Here is an 18,865-nt window from a genome sequence, read left to right as displayed (position 1 = left end):
GGACCCCGCTCGACGACGTCCGGCGCCGCACCTCTCGTGCGGCGCCGGACGTGCCTCATGGCAGCAGTAACCACCGGGGAGGAACCGAACACCATGGGCGTCACGCTCGCCAAGGGAGGCAACGTCTCCCTCTCCAAGGCCGCACCCAACCTCACCAAGGTCCTCGTGGGCCTCGGCTGGGACGCGCGGTCCACCACCGGAGCCCCCTTCGACCTCGACGCCAGCGCCCTGATGTGCCAGGCGGGCCGGGTCCTCGGCGACGAGTACTTCGTCTTCTACAACCAGCTGCGCAGCCCCGAGGGTTCCGTCGAGCACACCGGTGACAACCTGACCGGCGAGGGCGACGGGGACGACGAGTCGCTCATCGTCGACCTCACCCGGGTGCCGCCCCAGTGCGACAAGATCGTCTTCCCGGTCTCCATCCACGACGCCGACAACCGCGGCCAGACCTTCGGTCAGGTCAGCAACGCCTTCATCCGGGTGGTGAACCAGGCGGACGGTCAGGAACTGGCCCGCTACGACCTCTCCGAGGACGCCTCCACCGAGACCGCGATGATCTTCGGCGAGCTCTACCGCTACAACGGCGAATGGAAGTTCCGCGCGGTCGGCCAGGGGTACGCGTCCGGACTGCGGGGCATCGCTCTAGACTTCGGGGTCAACGTTTCGTAAAGCCGCGTTATCACACAATGGGGTAGGCAGTGGTTCTGAAAACCTTCGGCTGGTCGTTCGCGATCACCGCGCTCGGCCTGGTCGCAGCGGTGCTCTACGGGGGGTGGGAGGCGTTCGGGGTCGTCGCCATCCTGTGCATCCTCGAGATCTCGCTCTCCTTCGACAACGCGGTGGTCAACGCCGGCATCCTGAAGAAGATGAATGCCTTCTGGCAGAAGATCTTCCTCACCATCGGCATTCTGATCGCCGTGTTCGGAATGCGGCTGGTCTTCCCCGTCGTGATCGTCGCGATCAGCGCCAAGATCGGCCCCATCGAGGCGGTCGACCTGGCATTCAGCGATCCGAACAGGTACGAGGAGCTCGTCACCGACGCGCACCCGTCGATCGCCGCCTTCGGTGGCATGTTCCTGCTGATGATCTTCCTCGACTTCATCTTCGAGGACCGTGACATCAAGTGGCTCGGCTGGCTGGAGCGCCCGCTGGCCAAGCTCGGCAAGGTCGACATGCTGTCGGTCTGCATCGCGCTGATCGTCCTGCTCGTCACCTCGATGACCTTCGCGACCCACGCCCACCAGCACGGCGGCATGCACGTCGACAAGGCGCAGACGGTCCTCATCTCCGGCATCGCCGGCCTCATCACGTACCTCGTCGTCGGCGGTCTCTCCGGCTTCTTCGAGAACAAGCTGGAGGAGGAAGAGGAGCGCGAGCACGAGGCCGAGGAAGAGGCCAAGCGCAGCGGCAAGAAGGTGTCCGCCGTCCAGCTCGCCGGCAAGGCCGCCTTCTTCATGTTCCTGTACCTGGAGGTCCTCGACGCCTCCTTCTCCTTCGACGGCGTCATCGGCGCCTTCGCCATCACCAACGACATCGTGCTGATGGCGCTCGGCCTCGGCGTCGGCGCCATGTACGTCCGGTCGCTCACGGTCTACCTGGTCAAGCAGGGCACCCTGGACGACTACGTGTACCTGGAGCACGGCGCGCACTACGCCATCGGCGCCCTCGCGGTGCTGCTCCTGATCACCATCCAGTACGAGATCAACGAGGTCATCACCGGCCTCATCGGCGTCGTCCTGATCGCCTGGTCCTTCTGGTCCTCCGTCCGCCGCAACCGCGCGCAGGCGGCGGCCGGGGGCGGCTCCGGCTCCTCGGACGACAAGGCCGAGGTGAGCTCCGGGGTGTGACACCCTGCACCCGGGTGTGCGCCCCGCCACGGGGTGTGACACCGGGGACAATGAGGAACGCTTCCCTGCGGGGCGGCCGGCCCGTCCGGTCGCCCCGCAGGCGCGTGACGGCCGGGCAAGGCGACCGATGTGGGGGGTGGGGGCCCGATGGCCTTCTGGAACAACCTGATTCCGGGGCGGACGACGTCCTTCGACACGGGGGTGGGCGCGTCCCACACCATCGACCTGACCAGGCGCCGCCCCACGGTCTCGCTCGCCCGACAGGGCGGCGCCACCGGCAACCTCCGCGTCAACCTCTCCTGGCGGATGCGGACCTCCGACATCGAGGGCCGCTCCCGGCAGAGCGGCCGGCTGCTGCGCAACCCGGCCCAGTTCTTCAAGCCCGAGGTCGTCCAGGCGCACACCCAGGGCATGGTCAACGTCGACCTCGACCTCGGCTGCCTCTACGAGCTCAAGGACGGCAGCAAGGGCGTCGTCCAGCCGCTGGGCGGCTTCTTCGGCGACCTCAACGCCGCCCCGTACGTGAAACTCAGTGGCGACGACCGGTTCGGCGCCCCCTCAGGGGAGACGATCTTCGTCAACCTCGACCACAAGGACGAGATCAAGCGGCTGCTCTTCTTCGCCTACATCTACGACCAGACGCCGGCCTTCGACCGCACCCACGCCACGATCACGCTCTACCCGAGCAACGGCCCCCGGATCGAGATCGAGCTGGACGAGCGCGCCCCGCAGGCCCGCTCCTGCGCCGTCTTCTCCGTGGACAACAGCAAGGACGAGCTGATGGTCCGGCGCGAGGTGCGGTTCGTCTACGGCTTCCAGGCCGAGCTGGACCGCCTCTACGGCTGGGGCCTCCAGTGGGGCCGCGGCTACAAGTCGAAGGCATGACGGCCGCGCCCGGCGGCTTACCGGACCGCCCGGCGCCGCCGCCTCCGTCGCCGTACCCGTCACGGACGCTGGAACTGCGGCCCCATCGGCGGCATCCGGAACTCCTGGACGGGCTCCGCGCCCTGCCCGGCGGGCACCGGCTGCGGATAGCCGTACGCGGGCCCCGGGCCCGGCACCGGGGCCTGCGGGTAGCCGTAGGCGGGCGCCCGGTCGGGCATCGGCGGCACGGGCGGCGACGGCGGCCTGGGGGTGTGGACGACGGTCGCGTCGGGGTCCGGGTGCGGAGCGGAGCCCGTACCCGCCTCGCCGGCGTCGACGAGCGCGGTCTCGGCGAGGGGGTCCACCGGGGCCCCGGCAGCCGTCTCGGAGCCCGTCTCCGCGGCCGTCTCCGCGCCCGCGGGCGCCCCGTCGGGCTCCTCGTCCACCGAGATCCCGAAGTCCGTCGCCAGGCCCACCAGGCCGGTCGGATAGCCCTGGCCGACCGCCCGGAACTTCCACCCCTCGCCCCGGCGGTACAGCTCGCCGCAGATGACCGCGGTCTCCTCGCCGGTCTCCGCCGTCACGTCGAAGAGCGCCAGCGGCTCCCGCCCGTCCGCGGCCGTGGCGTCGTACAGGACGATCCGCAGGTCCGTCACCGAGCGGAAGGTGCCGCCGTCCGAGGACGCGGCGAGCACCACCCGGTCGATGGACGGGTCGAGCGCGCCGAGGTCGGCCTCGACCGTGTCCGTCAGCGCCTCCGCGACCCGCTTCTTCGGCAGCCGCCGCACCAGCCCCGAGGGGTGGCGCGGCTGGTTGTAGAAGACGAAGTCCTCGTCGGAGCGGACCCGCCCGTCGGGCCCGAGGACCAGGGCCGAGGCGTCCACGTCGGGGACCCCGGGGCCCGGGGTCCAGCGGAGCACGGCCCGTACGGCCGCGGTGTCGAGAGGGACGTTGGAGCCCTTCAGCATCGCGTGCGTCATGACGGCCATCCTGCCCTCCTGCCCGACCGCGGGACAACGCGGGGGCACCGGGCGAAGCGGAGCGGCGCCGTACACCTGACGGAACCGGGGCGGGTGCGGGAGGAGGGGAGGGGACCCGACGGGGACGAGTTACCTGGATTTCATGCGGAGTGGGAACTACGGACACCCGCACCTACGTACTATTACCGGCCACGTGTCGTCAGGGTCCAGGCAAGCAGACGGGGGACTTACATGCGTCATTTCGGGCACATCCCCTCCGCGGTGCGGAGCGGGCTGTTCCACCGCGAGCCGGCCGAGTTCACCGCCGACTCGCCCGCCCGCACGCTCGCGGTCGCCCTCGGCGCCACCCTCTACAGCCCCGCCACCCGGCCCCGCCTCGCCGACGACATCCGCAAACAGGCCGCCCGCGGCGTCGTCTCCATGGTCCTCTGCCTGGAGGACTCCATCAGCGACGCCGACGTCGAGGCCGGCGAGGCCAACCTCGTCCACCAGTTCCGCGACCTCGCCGACGGCCGGACCGACGGCCCCGACGTCCCGCTCCTCTTCATCCGGGTCCGCGAACCGCGCCAGATCACCGACCTCGTCACCCGCCTCGGCGACACCGTCGCCCTACTGGCCGGATTCGTACTCCCCAAGTTCACCGAAGCCCGCGGCAGCGCCTTCCTCGACGCCCTCGCCCAGGCCGAGCGCACCGCCGGACGCCGCCTCTACGCCATGCCCGTCCTGGAGTCCCCCGAGCTCCTCCACCTGGAGACCCGGGCCGAGACCCTCGCCGGCATCGCCGCCCTCACCGACAAGCACCGCGACCGCGTCCTCGCGCTCCGCCTCGGCGTCACCGACTTCTGCTCCGCCTACGGACTCCGCCGCTCGCCCGACATGACCGCGTACGACGTCAAGGTCGTCGCCCACGTCATCGCCGACGTCGTCAACGTCCTCGGCCGCGCCGACGGCACCGGCTTCACCATCACCGGCCCCGTCTGGGAGTACTTCCGCCCCGGCGAGCGCATCTTCAAGCCCCAGCTGCGCCGCAGCCCCTTCCTGGAGGGCCGCGCCGAGGACCTGCGCACCGCCCTCATCGAGCACGACATGGACGGCCTGCTCCGCGAGATCGAGCTCGACCGCGCCAACGGCCTCCTCGGCAAGACCTGCATCCACCCCACCCACGTGCTGCCCGTCCACGCCCTGTCCGTGGTCAGCCACGAGGAGTGGAGCGACGCACAGGACATCCTCCGGCCCGAACAGGACGGCGGCGGAGTGCTCCGCTCCGCCTACACCAACAAGATGAACGAAGTGAAACCGCACCGCGCCTGGGCCGAGCGCACCCTCATCCGCGCCGAGGTCTTCGGCGTCGCCCGCGAGGACGTCGGTTTCGTGGAACTGCTCACCGCCGGCCTCGCCGGCTGACGAAAGGACTGCGGCGACGTGGTGTGGACCGGAACATGGGTCGCGGAGCGGCTCGGCGTCGAGCTGGCCGGCGACGAGGAGCTGACCGCCCTCCTGGGCCTCGCCCTGCGCCGCAACCCCAAGCGGGCCCACCTGCTCGTCTCCAGCGTGCTCGGCAAGCACGTGCCGCAGCACCCCTCCGTCGTGTACGGCTCCGGCCTCGGCCTCGGCCTGCGCGTCCGGGAGCTCCTCGGCGCCGACGAGGCCGCACAGGCCGTCGTCCTCGGCTACGCGGAGACCGCCACCGCCCTCGGCCACGCCGTCGCCGACGGCCTCGGCACCGCCCCCTACCTCCACTCCACCCGCCGCCCCGTCGCCGGCGTCACCACCGCCGGCGGCTTCGAGGAGTCCCACTCGCACGCCACCTCCCACCTGCTGCTCCCGGAGGACCCGGAGCTGCTGGCGGGCAAGGGACCGCTGGTCCTCGTCGACGACGAGTTCTCCACCGGCAACACCGTCCTCAACACCATCCGCGGCCTGCACGAGCGCTACCCCCGCGACCGGTACGTCGTCGTCGCCCTGGTCGACATGCGCGGCCCCGCCGACCGCGACCGCCTCACCGGCTTCGCCGAGGAGATCGGCGCCCGCGTCGACCTCGTCAGCCTCGCCGCCGGCACCGTCGGCCTCCCCGCCGGCGTCCTGGAGAAGGGCCAGGAGCTGGTCGCCCGGCACGAGCCCGCCCCCGGCACGGCCCCCGCCCCGCGCTCCCGCGGCGGCTTCGCCGCCGTCGCCACCCCCGTACGCGTCGACCTCGACTGGCCCGCGGACCTCCCCGACGGCGGCCGGCACGGCTTCACCCCCGCCCACCGCGCCCGCCTGGAGACCGCCCTGCCGGCGATGACCCGGGCCCTCACCGAGGCGCTGGACGTGAGCGCGGCCGACGCCCCCGGCGGCGAGGCCCCCCGGGTACTCGTCCTCGGCTTCGAGGAGCTGATGTACGCGCCGCTGCGGCTCGCCGGCGCCCTGGAGGACGCCGGACTCGACGTCCGCTACTCCACCACCACCCGCTCACCCGTCCTCGCCGTCGACGACCCCGGCTACGCCATCCGCACCCGGCTCGTCTTCCCCGCCCACGACGACCCCGCCGACGGGCCCGGCGAGCGCTACGCCTACAACGTGGCCGGCGGCGGCTACGACGCCGTCGTCGCCGTCGTCGACTCGACCGCCGACACCCCCGAGCTGCACGCCCCCGAGGGCCTGCTGGCCCAGCTCGCCGCCCACATCCCGCACGTCGTCCTGGCGGTCGTCCCCTCGTACGCACCGCAACCGCGGGCGGCCGTGGAACCGGTCGCCGCCACCGCGTCCGAGGCGACCGGATCCGCGGTCGCCGAGACCGTGTCCGAAGCGACCGGATCCGCGGTCGCCGAGACCATGCCCGAAGCGACCGGATCCGTGGCTTCCGCCACCGCGTCCGACGCGTTCGGGTCCGCGGTCTCCGCCACCGCATCCGAAGCGACCGGACCCGAAGCTCCCGAAAGGAGCTCCATGCTGCCCGAGCCCCTCCGCGGCCCCGCCTTCTCCTCGTACGCCCCCGAGGAGGTCGGCTGGCTGCTCCAGGACCTCTCGGACGTCGAACTGGAGGCGCCCACCGAGGAACGCGAGGAAGCCATCCAGCGCGGCGGCGCCCACTACGCCGAGTCGCTGCCCGTCGAGTACCAGCCCAGCGCCCGCTACCAGGAGCTCTTCCACGCGGCCCTGGAGACCTCCGCCGCCCGCATCGCCCACGCCGTCGGCACCGTCACCGAGACCGTCCTCGCCGAGCGGTCCGGCCGCCCGGTCCTCGTCTCCCTCGCCCGCGCCGGCACCCCCGTCGGCGTCCTCATGCGCCGCTGGGCCCACCACCGCCACGGCCTCGACCTGCCCCACTACGCCGTCTCCATCGTCCGCGGCCGCGGCATCGACGCCAACGCCCTGCGCTGGCTCGCCGCCCACCACGACCCGGCCGACGTCGTCTTCGTCGACGGCTGGACCGGCAAGGGCGCCATCACCCGCGAACTCGCCGCCGCCCTGCGGGAGTCGGAGGAGTTCGCCGGCTTCGACCCGGAGATCGCGGTCCTCGCCGACCCCGGCTCCTGCGTCCGCACCTACGGCACCCGCGAGGACTTCCTCATCCCCTCCGCCTGCCTCAACTCGACCGTCTCCGGCCTGATATCGCGTACGGTGCTCCGCTCCGACCTGGTCGGCGCGGCCGACTTCCACGGCGCCAAGTTCTACCGCGACCTGGCCGGCGCCGACGTCTCGAACGCCTTCCTCGACGCCGTCGAGGCCCGCTTCGACGAGGTCGCCGACACCGTCGACACCGACGTCAAGGACCTCCTCGCCGCCGACCGCACCCCCACCTGGGAGGGCTGGGCGGCCGTCGAGCGGATCAGCGAGGAGTACGGCATCCACGACGTCAACCTCGTCAAGCCCGGCGTCGGCGAGACCACCCGCGTCCTCCTCCGGCGCGTCCCCTGGAAGATCCTCGCGAAGCGCGGCGCCGGCGCCGACCTCGCCCACGTCCGCCTCCTCGCCGAACAGCGCGGCGTCCCGGTGGAGGAGGTCGACGACCTCCCGTACACCTGCGTGGGCCTGATCCACCCCCAGTACACCAGGGGTGCGACAGGCGCCGACGGCAAGGCGGTGGTGTCCCGATGAGCACCCCCTCGACCGCCACCCTGGTGGCCAGCGACCTCGACCGCACCCTCATCTACTCGACCGCGGCCCTCGCCCTCGGCATGCCCGACGCCCAGGCGCCCCGGCTGCTGTGCGTCGAGGTCCACGAGTCCAAGCCGCTCTCGTACATGACCGAGGAGGCCGCCGAACTCCTCGCGCGGCTCACCGCCGAGACCGTCTTCGTGCCCACCACGACCCGGACGCGCAAGCAGTACCAGCGCATCCAACTCCCCGGCAGCACACCGAAGTACGCGATCTGCGCCAACGGCGGGCACATCCTCGTCGACGGCGTCACCGACGCCGACTGGCACGCCTCCGTCATCCGCAGGCTCGCCGACGAGTGCGCCCCGCTCTCCGAGATCCGCGCCTACCTCACCGCGACCACGGACCTCTCCTGGGTGCGCAAGCACCGGGTCGCCGAGGACCTCTTCGCCTATCTGGTCGTCGAGCGGGAACGGCTCCCGGAGGACTGGCTGGACCGCTTCGGCGCCTGGGCCGGCGACCGCGGCTGGACGGTCTCCCTCCAGGGCCGCAAGGTGTACGCGGTGCCGAAGCCGCTGACGAAGAGCGCCGCCGTCCGCGAGGTCGCCCGGCGCACCGGCGCCGCGCTCACCCTCGCCGCCGGCGACTCGCTCCTCGACGCCGACCTGCTGCTCGCCGCGGACCGGGCCTGGCGCCCGGGCCACGGCGAACTCGCCGACACCGACTGGACCGCCCCCCACCTCGACGTCCTCGCGGAGCGGGGCGTCGCGGCGGGCGAGGAGATCCTCCGCCGCTTCAGGGCGGCCGCGCTGTCCTGAGGGTCAGCCGCAGCAGCCCCCGCCGCAGCAGCCACCACCGCCGGCGGGGGCCGCGGGACCGCCCGTGGCCGTCCCGCCGACGGCCACGGCCGACAGCAGCTTCACGGTGTCGTCGTGCCCGGCGGGGCAGGAGGCGGGCGCCGAGGACTCGGCCATCGGCCGGCTCAGCTCGAAGGTGTCACCACAGGTGCGGCAGCGGTATTCGTAACGAGGCATGCCCCCAGGCTAGTAGGCCCCCGCACGGTGGCTACCGGACCCCCGCACCACCGCTAGTGGGCCCGCACGGTGCCTACTGGACCCCCGCATCATGGCTAGTGGCCCCCGCGCGGCGGCTAGTGGGCCCCCGCGCCGCGCTCCTCACGGATGGCGGCGACGACCCGGGCGGCCTCGGCCCGTACCGCCTCCAGCTCCATCAGGAAGTGCCAGTAGTCGGGGTGGCGCCCTTCGAGCCCCTCCACGGCCCGCTCGATCCGCGCCACGGCCTCGTCGAGGGGGCCGGCGTGCCGCGGATCGGGCCGGCTGCGGCCCTCCATGGCCAGCCGCTGCGCGTCCCGTACCGCGAACCTCGCCCGGTCCGTCTCCGCCGTCGGGTCCTTGGCGACCGCGTCCAGCCGCCGCAGCCGGTCACCGGCCGCGGACACGGCCTCCCCGGTGGTGTCGAGCAGCGCGCGTACGGTCGACAGCAGCGCCGTGGCGTCCGGCCACCGCTGCTCGGCCCGGGCGACCGCGGCCTCCGCGAGCCGCTCCTCGGCCTGCCGTACGGCCCCGGCGGCCTGCTCCGGCACGTGCTGGAGGTCCTGCCAGCAGGCGGCGGAGTACCGCCGGCGCAGCTCGGAGAGGACCGGCTCGACGGCCTCCGCGCGGGTCGTCAGCGCCTGTGCCCGGGTCCGCAGCGACACCAGCCGCTTGTCGATCTCCGCGGCCCGCTCCGGCAGCCGCTCGGCCTCGGCCCGTACCGCCTCGGCATCCCGCAGCACCCGGTCGGCCCGCTCCAGCGTCTCGGCGACCCCGTGCCGCCCGGCCCCCTCGTTGAGCCGGGTCAGCTCGGGCCCGAGCGCCGCGAGCCGCGCGGCCAGATCGTCCGCCCGCAGCCCCGTCCCCCGCACGGAGTCGAGCGCCTCGCTCGCCCCGCGCAGCGCCTGCCGGGCCCGCTCCACGGCCGGCGCGAGCCGCGCCAGCTGCGTCTCCGCCCGCCCGAGCAACGGCGCCAGCCCGCTCTCGAACCGGTCGAGCTCCCCCTTGACCCGCTCCAGCTCCTCCCGCGCCCGCACCAGCTCGCCCCGGGCCCGCTGGGCGGTCCCGGCGTCGAGCTCGTCCCGGTCGAGATCATGGGCGTCGACCGCGGAGATGTACGCGTGCGACACCTCGTCGATCCGCCGCCCCAGCGCCGCGAACTGCTCGACGGCCCGCCGGGCCTCGGGGGACCCGTCGACGGCCGTGATCGTCTCTATGGTGATCCGCAGCCCCCGCTGGGCGGTGTCGAGCTCGTAGAACGCCGCGGCCGCCGCGTCCTTCGCCGCCTGCGCCTCCGCCCGCTGCCCCTCCTGACGCCCCCCGCCGAACCACCGGCGACCACCCCCGCCGGCGAACGACAGCGGCAACAGCGCCCCGACGAGCACCGGCAACACCAGCACGAGCCCCACCACCGAACCGCCCCCGGACGCCGCCCCACCCCTCACATCGCTCGCCACGTCCCTCTCCCGCGCTGTCTCCGAAGTGCCCGGCCGTCCGGACGCCCATTCTCCCACCCCCTGAGGACGAACACACGACCCGATCAGTTCGCGCCCCGCCCCTCCCATACGCGTTTGCGATCCGCCCATCCCCTCCGTGTAGGCTGTTGCCTTCTCCCAAGGGTGCGTAGCTCAGGGGTAGAGCGCTGCTCTTACAAAGCAGATGTCGGCGGTTCGAAACCGTCCGCGCCCACCAGTGCAAAGGCCCCTCGCTGATCATGGCGAGGGGCCTTTGACATCTATTTCTGACATCAACGGGAGCGGTCGATCACGACCGGGGACGGCTCCTGAGCAGCCGATCCACGTGACCCACGGCCTCCCGCTGCGTGTCCTGGACGACGTGCGTGTACACGTTCATCGTCACGGCGATCTGGCTGTGTCCGAGGATCTCCATCACGACGCGGGGCGGGACGCCGGCAGCGGTGAGGAGCGTTGCCGTGCCGTGCCGGGCGTCGTGGAGCCGGACGACGCGGAGACCGGCGTTCTTCGCGACGCGGGTGAACGAGCGGTAGAGGTTGCGCGACTCGATGGGCTGGCCGGTGCGGGGGGTGAAGACGTACCCGGTCTCCGTCCACGTCTCCCCGGCACGCTCCCGGGCGGCGGCCTGCTTGAGACGCTGCCACCGCAGGGGAGCGACGCAGATCGCGGGGAGGGGAAGCGTCTGCTTGCGCCGACGCCCCTTGGGGTCGTCCTCGTACACCTCACCGGCCACCCGCTGCCGCTGCGTCCTGACCCGGATCTCCCGCTTGTCGAGGTCGACGTTCTCCCAGCGGAGGCCGACGACCTCCCCGCGGCGGAAGCCGAGGGCGATGGCGAGCACGAAGGCGGCGTACAGCGGGTCCTTCCGGGCGGCGGCGAGGAAGTCGAGCGTCTCGTTCAGGGACCAGGGGGAGAGCTCCCGGGCGGCGACGGTCGGCGGCTCGACGAGCGTCGCGACGTTCCGGCTCACCAGCTCCTCACGGCAGGCGGCGGTGAGGGCGGTGCGGAGGACGCGGTGCGACTCCTTGGCGGTGGCGGCGCTGGTCTTCTTCTCCAACTGGGCGAGGAAGCGCCGGACGTCGGCGACGCCGAGGGATTCCAGCCGCTTGGACCCGCGTCGGCGTCGCCGACGAGGTAGAGCCGGACGTGCACCTCGTACTTGGCCGCGGCTTGACGATGTTGTCCAGCCAGTACGGCAGCCACTCGGAGAGCTTCATCGAACGGGTCGGTACGGGAACGCCGTTGTCGACCTTGTCGAGCAACGCGCGGCGCTTGGCGTCGCACTCGGCCCAGGTCTTGCCGTAGGCGAACTTCCGGGCCCGCATGCCGTCGGGCTGGAGGACGTAGACGGCAGCCTGATAGCGGCCGTCGGACCGCCGGGTGATGGTGCCAGCGCCGTTGGGACGGGCAGGTCCCTCAACCTGCCCGACGCGCCGCAAGCTTAAGCCGCTCCGCCGACCTTGACAGCAGAAGCCCCTACGTCACCAAACCTCGGACAACCCCAGCCATTTCGCTTGGAATTTCCTCACGCGACATAATTGTGGCAATCCTGATTGAATCCTTGCGCTTATTGAAGGAGATCCCATAGGAGGAAAACACATGCTTGAGGATCTCATCTCCAGGAATTAGCGAAACCTTACTGGAGTCCCACTGCGATTCGACAGCCCGTCCCGCCGACTCAAGGGTCTCCGCCAACTCATCCCGGAGCTTCTGCACGGAGAAAATCACTGCATCAAGTTCTGCCTCGGCCGCCGCGAGGAAGTCCTCCCCGGAGTCGCGCTTGATGACATTTTCCCTGCGTGGATAGATCGGAGAGCAGATCTCCTTGAGAGCCCGCCTCTCAATAGCCACATTCCGGAGATCCTGGCACGCGGCGTCGATCCTTTCCTGCACCTGCTCCTGAGTCACTTGAACCGCGCCGTCTGTCCGGATTGCCAGATACCGAGCCAGGGTGCGAGCATCAATTAGATAATTCTCCATCTCACGCATGCTTAGAACTACCAATTCGCTCAGTCCGGAAATCTGTCCCCTCATCTTCTCCAGATCTTCTCCCGTCCTTTCGTCGCGATCCAGGATGAATGTGGTCTTCACATTTCTTTTCCCAAGGAAGGATAGAGTCGAAGAGGTCGCAAAATGCGTGAAGTTTCTCGCCCCGCCAGTGGTAACGAATCCGACAGACGCTCGAGCGAGGCTAACGTTTAGAGTCTCCGCAAAGATGCGGAGAATCTGCTCATCAGAAGGCCCTTCAATGAACACTAGGCGATCATACATAAAGAGAGAGCTGAGCCGGATTCCCAATTCTTGAGGAATTACCTCCTCGGCCTCAGGCATATCGAGAAGGCGAACCGACGTCTCCGGCGCTTTCGCTACCATGTAGACGTTCTTGAGGGCGCCAACATCCAGAAAATTCGTCGAATGAGTGGTCAGGAATACCTGACACTTTTGACTAACGTTTCGCAGATACTGCATCAGGGCCGTCTCTAGAGCAGGATGAAGGTGAACCTCCGGTTCCTCCACGAGCAGTACTTGCGGCTTCTCGAACTCGTAATCCAGGATGAGGCGCAAAGCCTCTCTAACGCCAGAACCGTTGACCTGCACAAGGAAATCATCCACATCGAGCTCAGCGACCGGCTGCATGCCCCGACGGGGGGCTTCGTCAGAGCTAAATGCGTCGATTTGGACGCCAAGCAGAGTAGACACTACGGACTGAATGCCATTGAGTACAGCGCCGTGCCCTCGACTCGTCTTCAGTCGAAGAATCTTCGCGGCCTCTGCGGGACCAATGGGATTCCGCTGTTCCGAAAGGTGATGAACGCGCAGATTCGAGATCCTCGATACAAGAGCGGTGACATAGTTGGGAACCGTCGTCGACTCACCCGAGAAGATGTTTACAGGCTTGGTGATCTCGGCCCTCTCTACGGATTCCATCACGGCGGTAAGCTGGGACACCTTACTGCGGCAGATCTGATAGAATTCGTCAGCGGATGAGCTGTTCTTAATGGTCTGATCAAGCGCTCGGAGTTGCGCGCCGCTAAGGGAATTGCGCCGGCCTCGAAGTGAGTATGCGACACCCAAGTCCTTAGCCATCTGGAACTCTTCCTCGCGAATTCCCTCCATGACTATATTGAGCGCTTCGATCTCCTCCCTGGCCTGGTTGAGGCGGCGAACATTTAGCGCGATCTCTGAGGCCGAATCCTCCCCCATGCTAAAGATGGCGTTTCCGTTCGACTTGCCGGAAAGAAAGGCGATCCTGCTAACATACCCAATCGGATCCTCTCTCCCATCGAAAGTGAGAGTGATCGATACGCCAGTTTCATCGGTGGAGGTGAACAGGGCATTACGCAGCTGGGCTGCTTCGCTTGCGATGTCCTCCTTGAGGTGAGCTATCTCCTGTTCATTCAGTGACAGATTGACATCAAAAGTCACGACCTTGTCGTTACTCTGCCTATTCCAGTCGGTTTCGCGGAAAATCGCCGGTGAAACACTAACGACTTCTCCGGCAGGATTGAAGAAATCGAAGAAGAATCTTACGGCGGAAAGGAGATTCGATTTTCCGGAGTTGTTCTTTCCGATCAGGACATTAAGCTCGCCGCAGTCGCTTAGCGTGACGTCCTGAAGGCTGCGGAATCCTTGAGCGTGGATAGAATCGAGCCGCACGTTCCCCCCTCGTGTACACCCCTGCACTGTGTCGGTCATCGTATCGATGAGACATGGTGGTTGAGGTCTGGTTGGGTAAGAACGTCAGCGGTGACTCTTGTTGCCTCTCATACTGTGTAGGGATCTTCGTCGGTCGCCTCGGCATCGAGACCGCCTCCGTAGCCCCACCCGGCAATCGAGCCGCCGATCAAGGGTTGGTGGGGCGTCAAGGTCTCTGAGCCCCCTGCGTGGGTGCGGCCGACGCAGAGGGTCACCAAGAGGTAGGAACCTCGACCCGCTCAGCAACGGTCGTTGCCGTGTGTTGCCATCAGGCGAGCGCCCCGGCTTGTAGCCACGCGGAGCACGGCATGGAGAGTTCTCGTCAGGTCCGTTGTCAGTAGTCCTCGAAGTTTCTCTCCCGCACGCGTGAGTCTGTGAAGGGGGGCGGACGCAGTTGCCCTTGCCGTGGGCTTCTCGATGAGCCCTTCGGGCTGGAGGAGGGCTAGGGCCTGGCGGATCGTCGGCGTGCTGACCGTGTGGTGGGCGGCCAGCTTTGGTTCCGAGGGGAGGCAGTCTCCGGGCTTGAGGTGGCCGGTGGTGATCTGGGTGCGGACGCCTGGGGCGCTGTGATGGGCACATTGCTGGTGACGGTGATCGGGGCGTTTGTGGTTGTTCGATGGCGACGCAGGACAATCGCAGCCTTGGAGCGTGCGGAGCTGGAGGCAGATTCGCAGCCCTCTGCGTGATCCTCCATCAACCGGCAGCACAGTCAGGTGTCAGGTCCACGGGTTCGGTCGTGATGGTTCCCGTCCACCAACCTGGTTCGTCGCTTGACTCCCAGGAGATCGTCAGCGGTCGGCCGGCCAGGTCCTCGGCCTTGCCGTGTGCGGCTGACTGGGCTGCGCCGGGTTCGCTGTCGGCGCTGGGCTGGGCGAGGTAACCGTCGACGATGGCGCCGGAGAAGTACATGGCACAGCGCCACACGTCAGGCGTGCGGTACAGAACGAACGTCTTCGGTGCCCCGAAGCCGTGCCGCCAGTGCTTTCGTCCGCGCTTCATACCCGCACGGTAGCGGTGGCGCCCACGAGCCGCCTGTGTGTTTGGCTCGGGTATTGTCCGACCCTGTCGATCGGTCGGTAGCGGGGGTGGCATGCACAACGAGCGGCTCGACGAGCGGCTGTCCGACGAGGAGCTGGAGCTGTTCGTCCAGTACCTGCACCGGTTCGCCAACCACGAGGTGGACATCTCCCTGAGGATGGAGGCCGGGCACCCTGAGCACCCCGTCTACGTGAGTTTCGTCAGGGACTATCCACCGGTCGGGGAGGCTGCGGACTATCGGCGGCCGTTCGCGGACCGGCGACAGGTGACATCCACATCCAAATCTGACATCAACGACGGTGGATGACAGCAGCTCTGCACGGCCCTTCGTACGCGAGCGGGGGTTGCCCCTCGTCGGCCGTGACCCGCACGAGCTTGCAAAGCGGATGTCGGCGGTTCGAAACCGTCCGCGCCCACCAGGGACGAAGGCCCCCAGTCGATCTTGGCTGGGGGTCTTCGGCATTTGTTGCCTCTTCGCTGGCGAGGCTGCCAGTGCCGTTGGACCCGGTCGGGGGCGGGCGGATCGGTGAGGGGCGGGTTAGAAGGGGCGCGGGATTCCGTGTGCTTCGAGTGCTGTCGTGTAGCGCTGGAGCTTCGCGTTCAGGTCGGCGTGGAGGAGGCCGGCCACGTAGGTCGCCTCTTCCAGGTCGCCGGCGGCGCACAGTTCGACCAGTTCGGCGACGTCGTTCCGGAGGGCGCTGAGGGTGTCCCCCTGGATCAGGACACCGGGGAAGGTGCGGCTCGGGAGGCGGATCACGGCGTCGTTGCCGCCGTCGGTGAGCAGTTCGGCCTCTACTCGTTTCATCGGTGCCCCGTCTCGGACTGTGTCTGCGGTGGTTCCGCTCGTCGGAGCCACGGTAGGCGTGATCGGAGCGGGGCGTCACCGCCTTCGGGGCCCGGGGTGAGTTGACGTGGGGGGTTGGGGGTGGGTGTACTGCCGGGATGGTTGAGGTGGGGGATGCGCCTGAAGTCGGGGTGGGCGCGGGGGACATGACGGCGCAGCGGTATGTCGCGGGGCGGCTGGCGCAGTATCAGGAGTGGTACGACGTCAAGGCGACGCGGATGAAGGCGATGCATCTGCGGATGCGGACCGTCTCCGTCGTCGGCGGGGCGCTCGTGCCGGTGTTCGTGAATCTGGATGCCGGGTTCGCGCGGGTGACCGCGACCGTGCTGAGCGTGGTCGTCGTCGCCGCCGTGTCGTTGGAGAGCGTCTTCCGGTACCGCGAGCAGTGGAAGAACTACCGGTCCACCGAGCAGTTGCTCGGGCACGAGCGGGTCTACTTCGAGGCGCGGGTCGGGCCGTACCGGGAGCTGTCGAAGCGGGAGGCGTTCGGTCTGCTCGTCGCCCGGGTCGAGAAGGCCATCGCCAACGAGAACGCCGCCACGTTGAACGTGATGACGCTCGGCGGGCAGGTCAGTACCGATCTGCAGGGCGGCGGCGGGTCGGCGAAGCCGGCCGGGGGTGAGGCGGGCGAGGGGGGCGGGGTGCCCGCGCCCCGGGAGGGGTGAGCGTCGGCGGGAGTCACGCGTCGAAGTCGTACTCCAGGATGTAGGACGACGCGTCCAGGGTCATCTCGTTGAGCTCGACCGGTCTGCCCGGCTCCGTGAAGGCCGTGCGGCCGATGAGGACCACCGGGGTGCCCGGCGGGAGGGTCAGGCGACCGGTCTCGTCGGCCGTCGGCATGCGGCAGCGCAGCTCCTCGCGGAAGCGCACCGGGCGGTGGCCCAGTTCGGCGAGGCGGGCGTACGTGCCTCCCGGGCCCGTGTCCGGCCGGGTGATGGCGGTGCCGCGCACCAGCTCCGCGGCGAGGTACGAGACGGAGAGCAGGACCGGCCTGTCGTCGAGGACGAAGCGGCGGCTGCGGACGCAGACGGGGTCGTCCGGCGCCAGGTTCAGGGCGTGCGCGATCCGGGGCCCCGCCTCCTCCTCCGCCACCGTCACCTGGTCCACGACGAGGGCCCGGTCCTCGATCTCCGCCGCCCAGACCGAACGGCCGCCGCCCCAGCCCTCACCCGCGAGGCGCCCGACGCCGCGGCGGCGCAGCGGGCGGAAGGCGCGGACGAAGACGCCGGCGCCCTTCCGGGCCTCCGTGAGGCCCTCCCCGCGGAGCACCGCGAGCGCCTGGCGGGCGGTCATCCGGGCCACCGCGTAGGTGGACATGAGGTCGTTCTCGCCGGGGAGCCGGTCGCCCGGCGCGAAGTCGCCGGACTGGATCGCCGTCCTCAACTCGTCAGCGATGCGCTGGTACTTGGGCCGACGGGTGCCCTCCTGGTCAGTCACGGGTGGACCACTCCCTTCGTCTGCGGGACACCCTAAGGGGCTCCCCGCGGCCAGGGTGCACAGGTGTGCGCCGTCCCGCCCTCGCGATCCATCCATCGGGGGACATCTCTAGAGATACGTTGACAGGGCGGGGTCTCCGCGTTTCCCTGGGTGTCCCCATGCAGCATGAGGAACGGGACGGAGGGTTGCGTGCAGCCAGTGCCCGAGGTCGGCGACCTCGTCCGCGACACCGCCACGGGGCGGGTCGGATTCTTCGTACGGAGCGCCTCCGGGCGCTTCTTCATCCGCGCCGTACACGGCGGGGCCGAGTGGGAGGCCGAGCCCGGCGACGTCCAGCTCGCCACGCCCCTGCGCGAGCTCCGCGCCCGCGCCGCCGAGATCAACGCGCGCAGTCGGCGTGGGCTGAGCTGAGTCCCTGGGGAGGGGGAGAGGGAGGGGGGAGTTAGGGGGCTGTGCCTGTGCCTCTGCCCGTGCCTGTGCCTCTGCCTCTGCCTGTGCCTGTGCCTGTGCCTCTGCCCATGCCTGTGCCTCTGCCCGTGCCCGGCCTGTCCTGTGCCGTTCTCGCGTTGTCAGTGGTGCGGGTCACACTGGAGGCATGTGCCGCAGCATCAAGACACTCCGCCCGCCCGTCCTGCCGCATGAGGCGACCCAGGACGACATCCACGCCGCCGCGCTCCAGTACGTCCGCAAGGTCTCCGGCTTCCGTGCGCCCGCCGCGCACAACCGGGAGGTCTTCGACCGGGCCGTCGAGGAGATCGCCGACGCCACCGCCCGGCTCCTCGCCACCCTGGAGGTGAGAGGAGCGCACCGGCATCAGGACGTCGCCGGAGCCGCGCCCGGGCGGCGTATGACATAGCCGGCCAGTCCGCCCGCCAGCAGCAGCGCCAGGGTCGAGACCCCCGCGCTGAACCAGGTCGCGCCCAGCCACGCGCCGCCCAGCCAGCCGAGCCCCACGCTGTACGAGGCCCAGATCACCGCCGCCAGCGCCGACCAGGGCAGGAACTCCTCGGGGCGTCGCCGTGCCGCGCCCGCGCCCAGGGAGACCACCGAGCGGCCCGCCGGGGCGAACCGCGCCAGGACCACGATCACGCCGCCGCCCCGGGCCAGGGCGGTGCCGAGACGTTCCCGCGCCACGGTGAGGCGGCGAGAGCGGGCTATCGCGCGGTCCAGACGCCGGCCACCGCGGAGCGCCAGCCGGTACGCGAGGAAGTCGCCGAGCATCGAGGCCGCCGCCGCGGTGAGCAGCAGCGGCAGGAGGGACGGGACGTCCGCGGGCGCCGTGGCCGCGCCGAGGGAGGCGGAGGCGGCCGTGGCGGCGGAGATCACGAGGAAGCCGCTCGGCAGCACGGGCAGAAAGACGTCGAGCAGGATCGACGTCGCCACCACCGGATAGATCCACGGGCCCGCGGTCAGCGACCTCAGCGAGCCCATGCTGTCGAGCAGATTCACAGGGGCAGAGCCTACGCGGCGACACCTGGGCCCCCGCCGGGTGGGTGTCGGCGGGGGCCCGGGGCGAGCGGAACGGGCGAGCGGAACGGGGGAGGGGACGGGG

19 protein-coding genes, 1 tRNA gene and 1 pseudogene are annotated in these 18,865 nt (G+C 69.8%); 11 read left to right on the top strand and 10 right to left on the bottom strand.

The annotated features are described in order from the left end of the window. Positions 1-93: 93 nt before the first annotated feature. From IF73_RS0107525 to IF73_RS0107515, 3 genes are all read left to right on the top strand, one after another. Positions 94-669, top strand: coding sequence for a TerD family protein (locus IF73_RS0107525; protein WP_030495316.1), 576 nt, complete (start codon positions 94-96; stop codon positions 667-669). A gap of 29 nt (positions 670-698) precedes the next feature. After that, a complete protein-coding gene (locus IF73_RS0107520; protein ID WP_031004799.1) occupies positions 699-1,847 on the top strand; it encodes a DUF475 domain-containing protein in 1,149 nt (382 codons plus the stop codon). Positions 1,848-1,994: 147 nt separating this feature from the next. Then, complete coding sequence (locus IF73_RS0107515; protein WP_031004797.1) at positions 1,995-2,732, top strand: TerD family protein; 738 nt, start codon at positions 1,995-1,997, stop codon at positions 2,730-2,732. A 59-nt stretch (positions 2,733-2,791) separates the two neighbouring features. Here the strand turns inward: IF73_RS0107515 and IF73_RS0107510 are convergent, their stop codons facing one another. Continuing rightward, a complete protein-coding gene (locus IF73_RS0107510) occupies positions 2,792-3,700 on the bottom strand; it encodes a TerD family protein (protein WP_031004795.1) in 909 nt (302 codons plus the stop codon). A 222-nt stretch (positions 3,701-3,922) separates the two neighbouring features. Between IF73_RS0107510 and IF73_RS0107505 the strand changes: the two genes are divergently transcribed. From IF73_RS0107505 to IF73_RS0107495, 3 genes are read left to right on the top strand one after another with little or no spacing between them, the layout of a single operon-like run. Continuing rightward, complete coding sequence (locus tag IF73_RS0107505) at positions 3,923-5,095, top strand: HpcH/HpaI aldolase/citrate lyase family protein (RefSeq protein WP_031004793.1); 1,173 nt, start codon at positions 3,923-3,925, stop codon at positions 5,093-5,095. 18 nt (positions 5,096-5,113) lie between these two features. After that, positions 5,114-7,771: a phosphoribosyltransferase gene (locus IF73_RS0107500; RefSeq protein WP_037878525.1), complete on the top strand. Its 2,658-nt coding sequence runs from the start codon at positions 5,114-5,116 to the stop codon at positions 7,769-7,771. Continuing rightward, entirely contained in the window at positions 7,768-8,589 is an 822-nt protein-coding gene (locus IF73_RS0107495) for a hypothetical protein (RefSeq protein ID WP_031004789.1), read from the top strand. The genes IF73_RS0107500 and IF73_RS0107495 overlap by 4 nt, the downstream gene beginning before the upstream one ends. Positions 8,590-8,592: 3 nt before the next feature. On the opposite strand, the gene IF73_RS0107490 is transcribed toward IF73_RS0107495, so the two are convergent. Together IF73_RS0107490 and IF73_RS0107485 are read right to left on the bottom strand one after the other, a co-directional pair. Next, positions 8,593-8,805, bottom strand: a complete 213-nt coding sequence (locus IF73_RS0107490) for an FmdB family zinc ribbon protein (RefSeq protein WP_031004787.1) — start codon at positions 8,803-8,805, stop codon at positions 8,593-8,595. A 116-nt stretch (positions 8,806-8,921) separates the two neighbouring features. Then, entirely contained in the window at positions 8,922-10,388 is a 1,467-nt protein-coding gene (locus tag IF73_RS0107485) for a hypothetical protein (RefSeq protein ID WP_420706543.1), read from the bottom strand. 52 nt (positions 10,389-10,440) lie between these two features. Here IF73_RS0107485 and IF73_RS0107480 point away from each other — a divergent pair. Then, positions 10,441-10,515: transfer RNA gene (locus tag IF73_RS0107480), tRNA-Val, on the top strand. Between the two features lie 72 nt (positions 10,516-10,587). On the opposite strand, the pseudogene IF73_RS37540 reads toward IF73_RS0107480, so the two are convergent. From IF73_RS37540 to IF73_RS40925, 4 genes and pseudogenes are all read right to left on the bottom strand, one after another. Beyond that, positions 10,588-11,737 (bottom strand): annotated as a pseudogene (locus IF73_RS37540) (tyrosine-type recombinase/integrase). A 37-nt stretch (positions 11,738-11,774) separates the two neighbouring features. Continuing rightward, on the bottom strand, positions 11,775-13,994 hold the full coding sequence (locus tag IF73_RS0107470; protein WP_078867976.1) for an AAA family ATPase: 2,220 nt from the start codon (positions 13,992-13,994) through the stop codon (positions 11,775-11,777). Positions 13,995-14,233: 239 nt separating this feature from the next. After that, the gene (locus IF73_RS42705) at positions 14,234-14,701 is read right to left on the bottom strand and encodes a winged helix-turn-helix domain-containing protein (protein ID WP_324616068.1); all 468 of its coding nucleotides are present in this window, start codon (positions 14,699-14,701) and stop codon (positions 14,234-14,236) included. After that, positions 14,688-14,993 carry a hypothetical protein gene (locus tag IF73_RS40925; protein ID WP_158821950.1) on the bottom strand — a complete coding sequence of 102 codons (306 nt, stop codon included), beginning with the start codon at positions 14,991-14,993 and terminating at the stop codon, positions 14,688-14,690. Before IF73_RS40925 ends, IF73_RS42705 begins: the two co-directional genes overlap by 14 nt. A gap of 91 nt (positions 14,994-15,084) precedes the next feature. Between IF73_RS40925 and IF73_RS0107465 the strand changes: the two genes are divergently transcribed. Further along, positions 15,085-15,339, top strand: coding sequence for a hypothetical protein (locus tag IF73_RS0107465; protein ID WP_051716605.1), 255 nt, complete (start codon positions 15,085-15,087; stop codon positions 15,337-15,339). Positions 15,340-15,570: 231 nt separating this feature from the next. Here the strand turns inward: IF73_RS0107465 and IF73_RS0107460 are convergent, their stop codons facing one another. Next, entirely contained in the window at positions 15,571-15,837 is a 267-nt protein-coding gene (locus IF73_RS0107460) for a DUF6959 family protein (RefSeq protein WP_031004779.1), read from the bottom strand. A 137-nt stretch (positions 15,838-15,974) separates the two neighbouring features. Between IF73_RS0107460 and IF73_RS0107455 the strand changes: the two genes are divergently transcribed. Beyond that, entirely contained in the window at positions 15,975-16,541 is a 567-nt protein-coding gene (locus IF73_RS0107455; RefSeq protein WP_234338183.1) for a DUF4231 domain-containing protein, read from the top strand. Positions 16,542-16,554: 13 nt separating this feature from the next. On the opposite strand, the gene IF73_RS0107450 is transcribed toward IF73_RS0107455, so the two are convergent. Beyond that, complete coding sequence (locus tag IF73_RS0107450; RefSeq protein WP_031004775.1) at positions 16,555-17,313, bottom strand: GntR family transcriptional regulator; 759 nt, start codon at positions 17,311-17,313, stop codon at positions 16,555-16,557. A gap of 189 nt (positions 17,314-17,502) precedes the next feature. Here IF73_RS0107450 and IF73_RS0107445 point away from each other — a divergent pair, with 189 nt between their 5' ends. Further along, complete coding sequence (locus IF73_RS0107445) at positions 17,503-17,724, top strand: hypothetical protein (RefSeq protein WP_078867975.1); 222 nt, start codon at positions 17,503-17,505, stop codon at positions 17,722-17,724. Positions 17,725-17,908: 184 nt separating this feature from the next. After that, positions 17,909-18,169: a DUF2277 domain-containing protein gene (locus IF73_RS0107440; protein WP_031004771.1), complete on the top strand. Its 261-nt coding sequence runs from the start codon at positions 17,909-17,911 to the stop codon at positions 18,167-18,169. On the opposite strand, the gene IF73_RS0107435 is transcribed toward IF73_RS0107440, so the two are convergent. Next, complete coding sequence (locus IF73_RS0107435) at positions 18,127-18,756, bottom strand: DedA family protein (RefSeq protein ID WP_031004763.1); 630 nt, start codon at positions 18,754-18,756, stop codon at positions 18,127-18,129. The genes IF73_RS0107440 and IF73_RS0107435 overlap by 43 nt on opposite strands. Positions 18,757-18,865 lie beyond the last annotated feature (109 nt).

The sequence above is a fragment of the Streptomyces sp. NRRL F-5727 genome, from assembly GCF_000719555.1.
Taxonomy (GTDB): Bacteria; Actinomycetota; Actinomycetes; order Streptomycetales; family Streptomycetaceae; genus Streptomyces.
Note: the sequence above shows the minus strand (reverse complement) of the source record. Positions and strands in the feature narration are given on the sequence as shown.